11 protein-coding genes are annotated in these 14,961 nt (G+C 43.1%); 8 read left to right on the top strand and 3 right to left on the bottom strand.

Annotated features, from left to right (window positions below):
• Positions 1-2: 2 nt before the first annotated feature.
• The 3 genes from glgA (at position 3) to BM049_RS05910 (ending at position 5,465) form a co-directional block, all read left to right on the top strand.
• The gene (glgA, locus tag BM049_RS05920; RefSeq protein ID WP_091529457.1) at positions 3-1,442 is read left to right on the top strand and encodes a glycogen synthase GlgA; all 1,440 of its coding nucleotides are present in this window, start codon (positions 3-5) and stop codon (positions 1,440-1,442) included.
• 222 nt (positions 1,443-1,664) lie between these two features.
• The gene (locus tag BM049_RS05915) at positions 1,665-4,103 is read left to right on the top strand and encodes a glycogen/starch/alpha-glucan phosphorylase (RefSeq protein WP_091529455.1); all 2,439 of its coding nucleotides are present in this window, start codon (positions 1,665-1,667) and stop codon (positions 4,101-4,103) included.
• A gap of 111 nt (positions 4,104-4,214) precedes the next feature.
• Positions 4,215-5,465 carry an NCS2 family permease gene (locus BM049_RS05910; RefSeq protein WP_091529453.1) on the top strand — a complete coding sequence of 417 codons (1,251 nt, stop codon included), beginning with the start codon at positions 4,215-4,217 and terminating at the stop codon, positions 5,463-5,465.
• Between the two features lie 486 nt (positions 5,466-5,951).
• On the opposite strand, the gene BM049_RS05905 is transcribed toward BM049_RS05910, so the two are convergent.
• Positions 5,952-6,773, bottom strand: coding sequence for an undecaprenyl-diphosphate phosphatase (locus BM049_RS05905; protein WP_091529452.1), 822 nt, complete (start codon positions 6,771-6,773; stop codon positions 5,952-5,954).
• Positions 6,774-6,968: 195 nt separating this feature from the next.
• On the opposite strand from BM049_RS05905, the gene BM049_RS05900 reads away from it, so the two are divergent.
• Positions 6,969-7,469: a PTS sugar transporter subunit IIA gene (locus tag BM049_RS05900; RefSeq protein ID WP_177188611.1), complete on the top strand. Its 501-nt coding sequence runs from the start codon at positions 6,969-6,971 to the stop codon at positions 7,467-7,469.
• A gap of 52 nt (positions 7,470-7,521) precedes the next feature.
• Here BM049_RS05900 and BM049_RS05895 read toward each other — a convergent pair whose 3' ends face one another.
• Both BM049_RS05895 and BM049_RS05890 read right to left on the bottom strand, forming a co-directional pair.
• Positions 7,522-8,145, bottom strand: a complete 624-nt coding sequence (locus BM049_RS05895; protein WP_091529448.1) for a flavin reductase family protein — start codon at positions 8,143-8,145, stop codon at positions 7,522-7,524.
• A gap of 38 nt (positions 8,146-8,183) precedes the next feature.
• On the bottom strand, positions 8,184-9,224 hold the full coding sequence (locus tag BM049_RS05890) for a lactonase family protein (RefSeq protein WP_091529446.1): 1,041 nt from the start codon (positions 9,222-9,224) through the stop codon (positions 8,184-8,186).
• Between the two features lie 156 nt (positions 9,225-9,380).
• Between BM049_RS05890 and BM049_RS05885 the strand changes: the two genes are divergently transcribed.
• The 4 genes from BM049_RS05885 (at position 9,381) to BM049_RS05870 (ending at position 14,909) form a co-directional block, all read left to right on the top strand.
• Positions 9,381-10,583 carry an AI-2E family transporter gene (locus BM049_RS05885; RefSeq protein WP_245751874.1) on the top strand — a complete coding sequence of 401 codons (1,203 nt, stop codon included), beginning with the start codon at positions 9,381-9,383 and terminating at the stop codon, positions 10,581-10,583.
• A gap of 135 nt (positions 10,584-10,718) precedes the next feature.
• The gene (locus tag BM049_RS05880) at positions 10,719-11,363 is read left to right on the top strand and encodes a TetR/AcrR family transcriptional regulator (RefSeq protein ID WP_091529445.1); all 645 of its coding nucleotides are present in this window, start codon (positions 10,719-10,721) and stop codon (positions 11,361-11,363) included.
• Positions 11,356-13,077: an ABC transporter ATP-binding protein gene (locus BM049_RS05875; RefSeq protein WP_091529443.1), complete on the top strand. Its 1,722-nt coding sequence runs from the start codon at positions 11,356-11,358 to the stop codon at positions 13,075-13,077. Before BM049_RS05880 ends, BM049_RS05875 begins: the two co-directional genes overlap by 8 nt.
• Positions 13,077-14,909 (top strand): ABC transporter ATP-binding protein, encoded by a 1,833-nt coding sequence (locus tag BM049_RS05870; protein ID WP_091529441.1) that lies wholly within the window; start codon positions 13,077-13,079, stop codon positions 14,907-14,909. The genes BM049_RS05875 and BM049_RS05870 overlap by 1 nt, the downstream gene beginning before the upstream one ends.
• The last annotated feature ends 52 nt before the right edge of the window (positions 14,910-14,961 follow it).

Genomic DNA, 14,961 nt, shown 5'->3' with positions numbered 1-14,961 from the left:
AAATGAAATTATTATTTGCCGCCTCGGAATGTGCACCCTTTTTTAAAACCGGCGGCCTCGGGGATGTCATGGGGGCATTGCCGAAAGAGTTATCTGAAAATGGGCACGATGTCCGTGTTGTGCTGCCGTACTTTGTTCAGAAAATGGATGAAGAGACAAAAGCACAGCTGGAAGATGTCATGAACTTTACGGTGGAAGTCGGGTGGCGAAAGCAGTATTGCGGCATTAAAAAGCTGGTCAAAGATTCGGTCACCTATTATTTTATAGATAATCTCTTCTATTTTGACCGTTCTGAATTGTATGATTATGGGGATGACGGCGAACGTTTTGCCTTCTTTCAACAGGCAGCGATTGAAATGCTGGAGAAAATAGATTTTATTCCAGATGTGCTTCATGTCAATGACTGGCAGACGGCTATGATCCCTGTGTTACTCAAAGATAAATATGCCTGGATAAACGACTTGAGAGATATCAAGACGGTCGTTACGATCCACAACATTCTCTTTCAGGGGGTCTATGATCAGTATATATTATCTGATTACTTCAATATCGGCTATGCCGCTTTCCATGAGGAAGGTTTGAAATATGGAGATAAGGTCTGCTGGTTGAAAGGCGCGCTTTACTATTCAGATTTAGTGACGACCGTTAGTCCGACCTATGCTGAAGAGATCAAAACGCCTCGATTTGGCTACGGTCTGGACAATGATTTGAGAAAGGTCAGTCACAAACTGGTAGGGATACTCAACGGCATCGATTATGATACCTATGATCCTGAAACAGATGAGACGATCCCTTATAACTTCTCAATTAAAGATTTGACCGGCAAGGCGAAAAACAAAAAAGCTCTGCAGGCTAGAGTCGGATTGCCTGAAGAAGATGATATCGCCCTGATCGGTGTGGTCACACGTCTGGACGAACAGAAGGGTGTGCAACTGATCGTTGATGGGATGGAAGAACTGCTCACTTACCGGAATGCACAATTTGTGCTGCTTGGAACAGGGAAGCCATATTTCGAAGATGCTTTCAGATATTTTACCGACAAGTATCCGGATAAGTGTCAGGCGATCATCCACTTTGACAGTGAATTGGCTCAATGGATCTATGCGGGTGTCGATTTCTTCCTGATGCCTTCTGAGTTCGAGCCGTGCGGCTTGTCACAGTTAAACTCGCTGAGGTACGGCACCCTGCCTATCGTTCATGAAGTCGGCGGTCTAGTGGACACGATCGAACCATATAATCCAGTGTCAGAAGAAGGCAATGGTTTCAGTTTCTATGATTTTAATACTCAGACTATGCTGGATACTATCGATCGCGCTTTAACGGTTTACTACGATAAACCGGAAAGCTTGAAAAAGCTGCAGATTAGAGCCATGCAGACGGATAACAGCTGGGAAAAGTCGGCACTGGAGTATATTGAGAATTACAAATGTCTGATTTACTGATAGAGACTCGAACGACCAGTTACCTGCTGGTCGTTCGAGCTTTTTCTATAAAATTAATAGGGTTATCAAATGTTACACGATTAACGAATATTTTTTTGATAATGGATAATATGAGTTATTATTAAGCGTTTGATCTAAGAGTGAAAATCCTGGGCCTTATGAGCATCTTTTTTTATTTTTACCTTTAGGGTATACTTGTTACCAACACATGGAGGAATGCTTATGTCAATTACAACTAAACAATTCATAAAAGATTTTAAAGCACAGTTTCAAAGTATGTATGCTTATTCATATGAAGAAGGATCCACCGAACAGTTATATAATGCCTTGGGGCTATATGTGAAAAATCAGCTCTCCGGGAATTGGAAAGAAACCCGTGAAAAATATGTAAAGAATAGTGTAAAGCAGGTCTTTTACTTTTCCATGGAGTTTCTTCCAGGCCGGCAGCTGGAGAGCAACGCCTATAATTTGGGATTGCTCGATACCATTAAAAAAGGTTTGAAGGAGATGGGCCTTTCATTTGATGAATTAGAAGAAGCAGAAGCAGATCCCGCACTGGGCAACGGTGGGTTGGGTCGCCTGGCCTCCTGCTTTATGGATTCGCTAGCCTCCTTAGGTATCCCGGGAAACGGCAATGGAATCCGATATCAGTACGGCCTTTTCAGACAGAAATTCGTAGATGGCTATCAAGTCGAACTTCCTGAAAACTGGCTGCGTCACAGAAACGTCTGGGAGACACGCAACGACAAATCCACCTGTATGGTCAGATTTGGCGGTAATGTATGGCTCGAGAAAAATCATCTGGGATTTATGGAGACGAAATATGAGAACACATTAAATGTCCTGGCTGTTCCTTATGATACACCTATGGTGGGCTACAGAAATGACGTCGTAAATAATTTAAGACTCTGGTCAGCAGAGATTCCTGTTGATGAAGAGGAAAATTATCATACTCTGGAAGCAACGGAACCGATCAAAGAAATCACACAGGTCCTGTATCCAGATGATTCTAATTACGAAGGCCGTCTGTTAAGACTGAAACAGGAATATTTCATGGTGTCAGCTGGTGTCCAGTCGATTCTGCGCCACTACAGAAAATACAATCTGCCGAGGAAAAATATCCCGGACAAAGTAGCTATCCATATCAATGACACTCATCCGGCTTTGGTTATTCCGGAAATGATGCGTATTTTACTGGATGAAGAACATTTATCCTGGGAACAGGCATGGGAGATCACGTTCAAGACCTGCAGTTATACCAATCATACTATTTTGAGAGAAGCGCTGGAGAAATGGCCGATAGATATGATGAAGGAATTACTTCCCCGTATTTATATGATCATTGAAGAAATCAATCGTCGCTTCGTAGAAACAACGCTGCCTATTTATGGTGAACGGCTCACCTGGCAGACAGCTATCCTGCAGAATGGTGTGGTCAATATGGCTCACTTGGCTGTTATTGGCAGTCATAGTGTGAACGGTGTGGCAAAACTTCATACTGAGATTTTGATGAATGATGTCTTGAAAGACTTCTTTCAGCTTTACCCGGAACGATTCAATAATAAAACGAACGGGATCACACAACGCCGATGGGTCCATTTATCCAACCCGGGATTGACTAAGCTTATTGACAAAAAAGTTGGGGAAGACTGGAAGAAAAAACCTTCAGAACTGAAAGTTTTCAAAGGGTTTGAAAAGGATAAGCAAACCCTGCAGAAACTGGCCGAGATCAAATTGGAGAATAAACAGCGTTTAGCTGACTATATTGAAGAAGTACAGGGAATCAAAGTCGATCCGAAAGCCATCTTCGATGTACAGATCAAACGACTGCATGCCTATAAACGTCAGCACTTGAATATGCTCCACATTCTCTACCGGTATCTGGAAATCAAAGAGAATCCTTCAGTAGATTTCGTCCCGCGTGTCTTTATTTTCGGAGCTAAAGCGGCACCGAGCTATATTTATGCTAAACAGATCATCAAAGTCATTAATTCACTGGCCAGGCTGGTGAATAATGATCCGGATGTCGGAGACAAGCTAAAAGTCGTTTTCTTTGAGAACTATGGCGTCTCACTGGCGGAAAAAATCATTCCGGCTGCGGACATCAGTGAACAGATTTCGCTTGCCAGCATGGAAGCCTCAGGAACAAGCAATATGAAACTGATGGCTAATGGCGCATTGACCTTGGCCACGCTGGACGGGGCCAATATCGAAATCAAAGATTTTGTCGGGGAAGAGAATATGTTCATATTCGGTCTGTCCAGTAAAGAAGTATACGAATTAAAGGCAGCAGGCAACTACAATGCCAGAGAAATTTATGAGTCGGACGACAAACTGAGACGTACGCTGGACGCCTTGACGAATGGGACGATCCCTGGTCTTCAAGACGAAGGCTATGCGATTTTTGATTCATTAGTTAATTACAATGATGAATACTTTGTATTAAAAGATTTTGATTCATATGTAAAAGCGCACAAAAAAGTGGATGAGTTATATAAAAATGAAAAAGAATGGACACGCAAGTCTCTTCTGAATATTGCTTCTTCTGCACCGTTCTCAGCTGACTACACGATTAAACGCTATGCAGATGATATCTGGAAAGCGAAACAGTTCAGCAAGCAAGGGCGTAGTGTTAAACCTTTAGACGAACCGATAGCTTAACTGATCATAAGAACTTGTCTCTTTTTTGGGGACAAGTTCTTCTTTTCATTTAAGTAGAATCTTGTTAAACTGAATAGTGCTGTCAAAAAAAATAGAAAGAGGCTAGATTTAATGTTTAAACGCTTTGATTTAATGGATAATAAGACAACAGTCAGACAGGAAATATTAGCTGGACTCGTTACATTTTTCTCCATTTCTTATGTCTTGTTCGTTAATCCCATGATCCTTGGACAGGCAGGGGTCCCCAGCGAATACAGTGTTTTTTCCACAATCTTCATTTCTGCTATCGGCAGTTTTCTGATGGGCTGGTTTGCAAACGCTCCCTTAGCTATGGCACCGGGTATGGGCGAAAATGCATTCTTCACTTTTACCTTGGTAGCTGCAATAGGTCTGACCTGGCAATCGAGTCTTGGGGTAGTGGTCGTCTCCGGGGTGATTTTCACACTGCTTGCTTTGGTTGGAGTAATGAGTAAAGTCAGTCAGTCTATTCCGACGGTACTGAAACAGTCCATCACAGTAGGGATCGGATTGTTTCTGATGCTGATCGGATTTGAGAATATGGGAGTTTTTATCGAGGGGGGCCTTCGGTGGAATACAGTCGGAATAATCGGCCTGATCTTTGTTTTGCTGATCAAACGCTTCAATGTCAAAGGCGGATTCCTGTATACGATCCTGTTTACCACTTTGCTGTACTGGGCGATTTACTTTGATTCTTTTGAGCCGGTATCCTTTGATCTGGAGCCTCTCTTTAATTTTGGAGAACTTGTCACAGCTATCGATTTCAGTCAGATACTATCTGTTGAATTCCTGCTTGGTGTGTTTTCACTGACGATGCTTTTGATGTTTGAAACCATCGGGATGATCGAAGCTTTCTTATCCGATCAGAAAAGAAGTCTGAAAGCGTATAAAGTCGGAGCGATAGCAAGCCTTCTGTCTGGGCTGCTTGGAACAAGTCCGGCTATTCCTGTTGCAGAAAGCGGGGCCGGAATTGCAGAAGGTGGCAGAACGGGATTAACAGCCATGACCACAGGAATGATGTTTCTTCTGGCTCTGGTTTTTACACCTTTCTTATCATATATTCCGTCAGAAGCAGTCGGTCCCGTTATCGTTGCGACCGGGGCATCCATGGCTTTCACAGCGAGATCTATCCAAGTGGGTAAAGGCCTGGAGTGGCTCCCTCTTGTGTTGATCATCGTACTCATTCCGTTAACTGGGAGTATTGTTGAAGGAATGGCTTACGGCTTTATCGCCTATCCATTAGTTCAGATCACTGTCGGCAAAAAAGAGCAGCTGACGCCTGTTCAATGGCTAGTCAGTGGGTTGTTTATGCTCACACTCCTTGCCACGTATTTCTTGATATGATAAGTGTAAAAGCCGGGATGATAATCCCGGCTTTTATTAATGATCTAAAAGGATTCAATAAAGTTCTGCTGTAGATATCGATCGGTCACTTCTGGGTAGACTGTTCTACAGAGAAAAAGACTCTATAGTGTGTGTGACAGGAAAATCTTTCTCTGTATCATTGTGGTAGAAGTCGTTTCACAATGGAAACGGGAACCCCTCATGGACTCCAGCTGTTCATAATGTGTCCGAAAAGGAAGATAGGTATTAGTTCCTGTCCTAGCACCTTCAGAACTGGTCACAAAAGCAGCATTGCGACCACTTCCCGAGAGCGGGCCGTCAGAACTGGTTAGGAAAGCAGTAGTGAAGCAATGTTAATAACGATATGCTTTTAGAACGTGTTTCAAAGAAATCAAGCGGTAAAATACTTTGGTTACTAAAAAAGACATTAGAAATGAAAGAAGAGGCTGGGAAAGCTCCCAGCCTCTTCTTTACTGTATCTTTTCACTAACCTATCAGGGCAAAATAGCCGATAACGACAAAACCGATGACGATCCGGTACCAGCCGAATGAACTGAAATCGTTTTTTCTGATGTAATTCATCAGGAATTTAATCGCAAAAATCGAAACAACGAATGAGAACAGACAGCCAACGAGTAAGATGATCAGTTCTTCAGGTGTGAAACTGAAGCCGAAACCGAGAAGTTTCAGTAAACTGGCTCCCAGCATGACAGGGATCGAAAGGAAGAACGAATACTCTGCTGCGATGGGTCTGGCCGTTCCGATGAGTATCGCTCCGACGATCGTAGCTCCGGACCTTGATGTGCCTGGTATAAGAGCCAGGACCTGAAAGAAGCCGATCATCAAGGCGATTCTATAAGTGAGTTGTTCCCAAGTCGCGATTTTCGGTTTTTTACCTTCATTCATCTTTTCAATAACAATGAAAGCAATACCGTAAACGATCAGGGCAACAGATACGGTCTGCCAGTTATAAAACACATCATTGATCGTATCTTCGAACAGTAGGCCGAAGACACCGGCAGGAATGACCCCGATGATCACTTTCAGCCAGATATGCCAAGTTTCCTTTTTCTCATTCTCACTTTTATCTCTGTCGAAAGGATTTAGTTTCTTGAAAAAGATGATGATGACAGCCAGTATGGAGGCCAGCTGAATGACGACCAAAAACATTTCTTTAAACGCTTCACTGGTATTCAGGACCAGAAACTCGTCTACCAGAATCATGTGGCCTGTGCTGCTGATGGGGAGCCACTCGGTAATCCCCTGAACAATGCCTAAAATGATTGATTTAATAATTTCTATAAACACGTAATTATCTCCTTCAGTTTAATTATTCGCTTTCTTATAATATCGAACTTAAGAATAAAATGCCAGATGTAATGCATATTTTAATGTAAAAATCATTTTGGTTCAGAAAACGGACTGAGTATGCTATTATTAATATTAAGATACTCATGAATAAAACTATAATAAGTACAAAAGAAAGTAGGGAGAAATATGGGCATGTTTGATTTTCTGAAAGGTAAAGGAAATGAAGAAAAAGATCCAAAAGTAATATTGACTAGTCCGGTCAATGGTAAGGTTATTCCGATCGAAGAAGTGGAGGATCCAGTCTTTTCTCAAAAAATGATGGGGGACGGTTTCGGCGTCGATCCTAGTGATGGTGACGTGTACGCTCCCGGCTCCGGAAAAGTCGTAAGTGTGTTTCCTACCCAGCATGCGGTCGGACTGGAAATGGATAATGGTGTGGAAGTGCTCGTGCACATCGGTATCGATACTGTTGAACTTGAAGGCGGACCGTTCGATACTTTAGTGAAAGAAGGCGATACAGTGACTTCTGAAACGAAAATCTCAACCGTCGATCTTGCAGGGCTGAAAGAAGCCGGCAAAAAAGAAACGGTGATCGTCGTCTTTACGAACATGGATCAAGTGGATGATTACTCATTAGATACAACCGGAGATACAACCAGAGGAACTGAGATCGGTACAGTGACTTCAAAATAATCCAACAATCAAAAAGCGTAGCTGGATCTTCCAGCCACGCTTTTTTACTTATTCAGCTCGTGGGACGAACCATAGAAATGATCTCACCTAAAGCAGCGTAATCCAAACCCGATAAACGGGCCATCGGTTCAAGCTTGTCAGCTAGAATATAATCTCTGTCAGTATCTAAGACCTTTTCATCGAAATGGAAATCCGTCACTTTCAGCAAAAAGTGATCCGTGATGATTTCGTCTGTCTCGTTTTTTATAGGGATATGCTGATACAGCACAGTTTCGAAGCGGACCAGCGCTTCCTTGACGGCAGGTACATCGACTGTAGTGCTTTTTACTAAATGCAAATCAGTGCGGTCAAGCTCACTCTCGTCAGGCGGGAGCGGTGCTGATGTTTCATTCATATTTTCTGTCAGCGGTCTGCTGACGATATGAATAACAGCTTCTTTCTGATTTAATATATTATCGGCTGTATCTTTAGATTTTTGGTTGGTTCTTAAAATCGAAACAGAAAGCAACGGGATCTGATTGGATGCCACACTGAAAAAGCTGAAAGGGGCTAAGTTTACGATGCCGGCAGCTTGATTAAGTGATGTGATCCAGGCAATAGGACGAGGAATGATGCTTCCTGTCAGAAATTTATATTGCTGTTTCGGTGATAAGTCATCTGTTTTAAAATGATGCATAGGCTCTCCTTTAGTACATAATAGTTATAGACAGTGGATCAAGATGGAAATTTTACGCAGATGACTTCAGGGGCGAAGATGTCTTTCTGTAGTAGTGTCAATTTCCCGTCTTTTTTATTTCGTTCAAATAATGTCAGATTATCTGAATCCTGATGGCCGACCACAACGAATCGTTCAGTAGGATCCAGATTGAAATCACGCGGGGTCTCACCTTCAGTCGGTGTATAATTGACCAGTGATAAGGTGCCGTCTTCAGCTACTTCATAAATGACGATGGAATCATGTCCGCGATTAGATGCATAAACGAATTTGCCGTCAGAAGAAACACGGATCGCTGCTCCACCATTGAATGATTCGTGTTCTTTAGGTATGGTTGAAATCGTCTGGATCGGGCTCAATGTTCCATTTTGACTGTTGTAACTAAAGACGATGACATCACTGCTCAACTCTCCGAAAACATAGGCAAAGCGGTTATTCGGATGAAAGACCACATGCCTTGGCCCGGTCCCGGGTGAGACAGAAATCACATCACTCACCGCCAGTTTATGCTCTTCGTCTAATGTATACATGATCACTTCATCAGTGCCAAGATCACAGGCGATCAGGAACTGACCGTCAGGCGTCAAATCAAAATAATGGGCATGAGGAGACTGCTGATTGTCGTGAACCGATTTCCCGGTGTGCGTATGTTTATCGACAAAAGACAGGTCACCTTTTTCAGAAGTCTGGTAAACAGCTACTTCCCCTTTATGATAGTTTGCGGTATAGACGAGATTCCTGGACTGATCGTAAGCTATATAGCAGGGCGGGGCACCTTCTTCAAAGGCACTGTCCACTTCTGTATATGTCTCTGCTCCAGCCTGACGACTAAATGACTTGATGCCGCCTTTTCCGTCCGCTGACTTGGCAATAGAAAAAAGCAGGCTGTAGTCTTCATTTCCGGCAAGATAAGTCGGACTTTCGACGTTCACTTCTTCTTTCAAGTCGGTCAGCTGTTTTTTCTGTTCATCTAATTCTATACTGTAGATTCCTTTGCTTGTTCTTTTCGTATATGTGCCCAGCATAATTTTCTGAGTCATAGTGCATTCCTCCTGAAATCGATTGTATTCACTTCAATAGTATAACAGATTTCAGAAGACGGATACAAAGAGAGCGTGACTTGGGATGGATAAATGTATATGTGTACCTTTTCAGCAAAGGTGTATGCTAAAATGTAAATAACGAGCAGGAAGTGGGTGAAAGACTTGAACACTGAAGAAAAGAACGACCACTCCAGAAGATGGCATAACACCTGGTTCTGGAAGCAGATCATAGACAATAAATTTGTGACCATACTGCTTATCATATTTCTAATGGCGTTGAATATATACATGATTGCCCGTATCTCCTATATATTTGAACCGATCGAAATAGCTTTCAGCATTATCGGTCCGCCGATTATTTTCGCCGTTATTTTTTATTATCTTCTCACACCGCTGGTCGACTGGCTGGAGCAGAGGCGTTTTTCCAGAAATACGGCCATTGCTTTTGTATTCAGTATCGTCATTCTTATCATCATTGGTGGAATGAATTACATCGTTCCCATCATCCAAAGACAAGTGGCTTCGCTCATAGAAATATGGCCGGAATACTGGAGCAATTTTATCGGGCAAGTTGAAAGTCTGCTGAATATAGAAGTTTTATCTGTTTTTGTGAATCAGACAGAAGACACATCTTTTATTGAAACACTGACAGAACAGGTTTCCTCAGTTTTAAACGCCACAGTCGGTGGTATCGGCAGTGTCATCGGTACGATCACACGTGTGTTCATTACGCTGTTTACCATGCCGTTTGTGCTCTTTTACCTGCTTAAAGACGGGGAAAAGATTCCTTATAGAATTTCCCGATTTATTCCAACGAAAGCACGACCGACAGTAAACAAACTGATGACAGATATCAACCGGCAGATCAGTTATTATGTTAGAGGGCAACTGATCGTCGCTATCTTCGTGGGCTTCATGTTTTACATCGGTTTTTCGATCGTCGGATTGGATTTCGCCTTGACCTTAGGCATATTTGCAGGTTTTCTAAATCTCATCCCTTATTTGGGTTCATTTATTGCGACCATCCCCGCACTGATCATCGCTGTGGTGGATTCACCATTCATGCTGTTTAAAGTCCTCATTGTTTTCGGCGTTGAGCAGCTGCTGGAGGGCCGTGTGATTTCTCCACAGATACTCGGCAATTCTCTGAAGATACATCCGGTGAACATTATTTTTCTCCTCCTTGTTGCCGGGAGACTGTTTGGGCTCATGGGTGTTGTTTTTGGAATCCCTGGTTATGCCATCATAAAAATCATCGTATCGATGCTTTTTGAATGGTACAAGAAACAGTCTGAACTTTATGAAGAAGAAGTGACCCCTGAGGTATCAGATGAGGTTGTTGAAACAACAGAATAGATGTACATCTTAGTTCTGACCAACGTGAACTAAGATGTATTTTTTTTAATATGCCCTTGCATCATGACAGGTTGTCACATATAATAATATAATATGACATCTTGTCATTTCCATTAGGTCTTAGGAGGTTATGAATTGCCGACACAAACATTTTTTAATTTGCCGGAAGAAAAGAAGAAACGATTGATCGCCGGAGCTATGAAGGAGTTTTCAGCCAAATCACTGAATGAGGCTTCGATCTCTAATATTGTCAAAAATTCGCAAATATCAAGAGGAAGTTTTTATCAGTATTTCGAAGATAAAAAAGATTTGTATTTCTTTCTGATCGGGAAATTCCGTTACAACTATCGTAACTTGATGCTGAAAAGTTTCCAGGAAAAAGATGGAGATTTTCACGAAGGGTACAGGCTCTTCAGCGAGAAATACATCAAGTACATCATGGAGTCTGAAAAGTTCGGTTTTTTTGAGAATATGTATCTGCATATGAACTATCAGATCAATCAGGAAGCACGCGTCGATTTCAAAGAAACCAAATCTCAAAAACTGCCTGACGGCAAGCGCATTGTCGATGTTGTGAAAAGAGACAATCTGAAATTGACGTCTGAAAATGAGCTGATCGATATTCTCAGGTATATTTTGAGTATGTTGAATGACACGATCATGGAAGGGTTCTGGAAAGAACTGACAGTCAATGAAACACAGGAGTTATTTTTAAAACGATTGGAATGGATCACCTATGGTATCGCCGTTCCGGAAGAGGAAGAGGTAACATATGATTAGATTAGGAAAATGGATGAACCCCGGGCGTATTTTTATCAGACTGGTATTTCTGGCTGTACAAGTTATCGGGATGCTGGCGATGCCGACATTCACGGCCAATATCATCGATTATGGTGTGGCTGAAGGAGATATCGATTATATTATACGGACAGGTATGATCATGCTCGGATTTACATTGATCACTATTGTTTCCGCCTTGATCAATGTGTATTTTGCAGCCAAAGAATCACAGGGTCTCGGTGACAAGATACGGAGAAAAATTTATACGATGGTGGCATACTTCACCAATGAGGAAATAGACAAATTCGGTACATCTACACTGATCACACGAACAACGAACGATGTCATGCAGATCCAGTTTGTCATGATGATGGTCCTTCGGATGATGATGCTGGCGCCTTTCCTTGTCATCGGCGCAGGCATCATGGCTTATATCAGAGAACCGCAGCTGGCATTCGTCTTCCTGATATCCATTCCGATATTAGGGTTGCTCCTTTTTATCATACTAAAGTCTACGGGGCCGATTTTTAAATCCATGCAGTTGAAAACAGACCGATTGAATAAAGTCTTTCGTGAGGGGCTGACGGGGATCCGCGTGATCCGTGCCTTCAACAAAGATGACTATGAAAAAGAACGCTTTGATGAAGCAAACTGGGATTTTGCCTCTACCTCGATCCAGGCCTATACGCGACTGGCATTCATGATGCCTTCAATGATATTTGCCGTAAGTGTTACGAATATCATGATCATCTGGTTTGGAGCTCAGTTCATCAGTGCCGGAGATATGCAGGTGGGGAATCTGGTTGCCTTCATGACTTATGCGATGCAGATACTGATCGGTGTCTTCATGGTATCGATGGTCCTGTTTTTCCTTCCCAGAGGACAGATCGCTGCTGCGCGTATTATAGAGGTGCTTGATACACCTAATATCATCAAAGATCCTACCCATCCCACTCATTTAGATAAAGGTCAGGATGCATCGCTGCGGTTCAATCATGTAAACTATCGGTATACTGGAGCCGAGAAATTAGCGCTCAAAGATATCGATTTCACCCTGAAGAAAGGCAAACGACTGGCTGTCATCGGCGGAACAGGGTCCGGTAAATCGACTCTGGCAAATTTGATCCCCCGTCTTTATGATGTGGAAAGTGGCGCGGTAGAGATCAACGGGACAGATATAAGAGACGTTGAACAAGGAGAAATCCGTCAGCTTATCGGTTTTGCTCCTCAAAAAGCTGTGCTGTTTTCCGGGACGATCCGGGATAACTTAAGGTATGGGAAACCGGATGCGACCGATGAAGAAATCTGGCATGCTTTGGATATTGCTCAAGGAAAAGACTTTGTGTCAGGCTTGCCTGAAGGTCTGGACTCACGCGTTGAACAAGGAGGGGGCAACTTCTCAGGTGGTCAGAGACAGCGATTGAGCATAGCTAGAGCACTCGTAACTGAGGCAGATATCCTGGTCTTTGATGATTCATTTTCGGCCCTTGATTTTAAAACAGATGCCAAGCTTCGCGCTGCCCTGGCACCTGAAACAGAGGATGTCGCCGTCGTGATCATCGCACAGCGTATCAGCACGGTAGTGGATGCCGATGAGATCATTGTACTGGATAAAGGGCAAATAGCCGGAAAAGGTACTCATGAAGAACTGAAAAGAACGAACAAAGTGTATCAGGAAATCATGGAATCTCAGCTGAAAGGAGAGGACATTTAATGAAAAACGGAGAAAAGAATGCCGCCCATTTAAAAGCAAAAAAAGCTAAAGACTTCTGGGGCACGACACGAAGACTCGTTAAGTATATGTCCACTCGTTCCTGGGCCTTAGCGGCCACGTTACTGATGGTTATTGCTTCGACGATCATGGCGACTCTGGCTCCTTACATTCTGGGGCAGGCAACCACTGAAATATATCGGGGGGTTCAAGAAGGCGCAGCGAATCCGATCGATTTTGATTTGATACGGAATATCCTGCTTATTGTTGCAGTGGTGTATATTGTCGAAGCTGTATTCCGTTATTTTCAGCAGTTTATTACTGCACGTATTGCTCAAAAGACCGTCTACGATATGCGTAAAGATTTGAAAGAAAAGATGGCGACCTTGCCTATACGTTATTACGACACGCACTCTAATGGAGATATCATGTCCCGGGCGGTCAATGACATGGATCAGATCGCTAACACACTGCAGCAGTCCCTGACTCAGTTTATTTTAAGTGTGGTTCAGTTCGTCACTGTTCTCGTGATCATGTTCGCCATCGATATAAGACTTTCACTCGTAACTATCGTGACAGTACCGATCAGTTTCCTGCTTATAGCTTATGTTGCACCTAAGTCACAGAAACAGTTTGGTCTTCAGCAGAAAGAGCTGGGCATACTTAATGACCAGGTGGAAGAAACGTATTCAGGCCATACGATCGTGAAAACCTATAATAGAGAAGAAGAGGAAATTGAAAAATTCGTGAAACAGAGCGCCAAGCTGAACGATGCTTCCTGGAAAGCCCAGTTCCTGACTGGGATCATGATGCCTTTAGTCAGCTTCTCACGCGATTTAGGCTACTTTGGTGTCGCCATTGTTGGTGGTATCGGTGTCGCTAACGGGACCGTCTCTTTAGGTAACGTTCAGGCTTTCATTCAGTACGTCAACCAGTTCTCTCAACCCGTCAGACAAATCGCCAACCTGGCGAACACCATTCAGGTCACGATTGCCTCATGTGAGCGCGTTTTTGAAGTGCTGGATGAAGAACCGATGAAAGAAACACATTCGGACTTGGAACCGAAAGAGACCTCGCCTTATAAGGTGGAATTTGATCATGTTCAATTTGGATATGAAGATGACGACTTGCTGATGACAGACTTCAATCTAACCGTCAAAGAAGGAGAAATGATTGCTGTTGTCGGTCCGACTGGAGCAGGAAAATCCACACTGATCAACCTTTTAGAACGCTTTTATGATGTCAAAGGTGGAAGTATCCGCTATGAAGGCGTGGATACGAGAGATTTAGACCGGAATGAACTGCGAAGCAAGTTCTCCATGGTGCTTCAGGATACGTGGCTGTTCAACGGAACGATATGGGACAATCTTAAGTACGGAAGTCATGATGAAGAACCAAGTGAAGAAACGATCCTGGAAGCAGCCAAAGCAGCTCACGTGGATGAATTCGTCAGACGTCTGCCGGATGGCTACGATACCATATTGAATGAAGAAGGAACGAATATTTCCCAGGGACAAAGGCAGCTGATCACGATTGCTCGTGCATTCCTTGCTGATCCCGAGATTCTTATTCTGGATGAAGCGACCTCTTCAGTAGATACACGAACCGAGATATTGATTCAGCGCGCTATGGGTAAACTTCTTGAAAGCAGAACAAGTTTTGTCGTGGCTCACCGACTGTCTACGATCAGAGATGCAGATAAAATCATCGTGATGAACCATGGTGATGTGATCGAAACAGGGAACCATGATGACTTGATGCGTCAGGATGGCTTCTATGCCGATCTGTATAATGCACAGTTTCAGACAGCAGAACCCCAACTTAAAGCTGTATAAAGAAAGAGCTGCCTCCCTGCGGGCAGCTCTTTTGGGTATTTCTCGAACTATA

This window comes from Alkalibacterium subtropicum, assembly GCF_900112455.1.
Taxonomy (GTDB): Bacteria; Bacillota; Bacilli; order Lactobacillales; family Carnobacteriaceae_A; genus Alkalibacterium; species Alkalibacterium subtropicum.
This window is presented reverse-complemented; position numbering and strand designations above follow the sequence as displayed.

Bases quoted from the DNA above. Each gene is read 5' to 3' on its own strand.
- glgA (WP_091529457.1), top strand. From the start codon at position 3: ATGAAATTATTATTTGCCGCCTCGGAATGTGCACCCTTTTTTAAAACC.
- BM049_RS05915 (WP_091529455.1), top strand. From the start codon at position 1,665: ATGTCAATTACAACTAAACAATTCATAAAAGATTTTAAAGCACAGTTT.
- BM049_RS05910 (WP_091529453.1), top strand. From the start codon at position 4,215: ATGTTTAAACGCTTTGATTTAATGGATAATAAGACAACAGTCAGACAG.
- BM049_RS05900 (WP_177188611.1), top strand. From the start codon at position 6,969: ATGTTTGATTTTCTGAAAGGTAAAGGAAATGAAGAAAAAGATCCAAAA.
- BM049_RS05895 (WP_091529448.1), bottom strand. From the start codon at position 8,145: ATGCATCATTTTAAAACAGATGACTTATCACCGAAACAGCAATATAAA.
- BM049_RS05890 (WP_091529446.1), bottom strand. From the start codon at position 9,224: ATGACTCAGAAAATTATGCTGGGCACATATACGAAAAGAACAAGCAAA.
- BM049_RS05875 (WP_091529443.1), top strand. From the start codon at position 11,356: ATGATTAGATTAGGAAAATGGATGAACCCCGGGCGTATTTTTATCAGA.
- BM049_RS05870 (WP_091529441.1), top strand. From the start codon at position 13,077: ATGAAAAACGGAGAAAAGAATGCCGCCCATTTAAAAGCAAAAAAAGCT.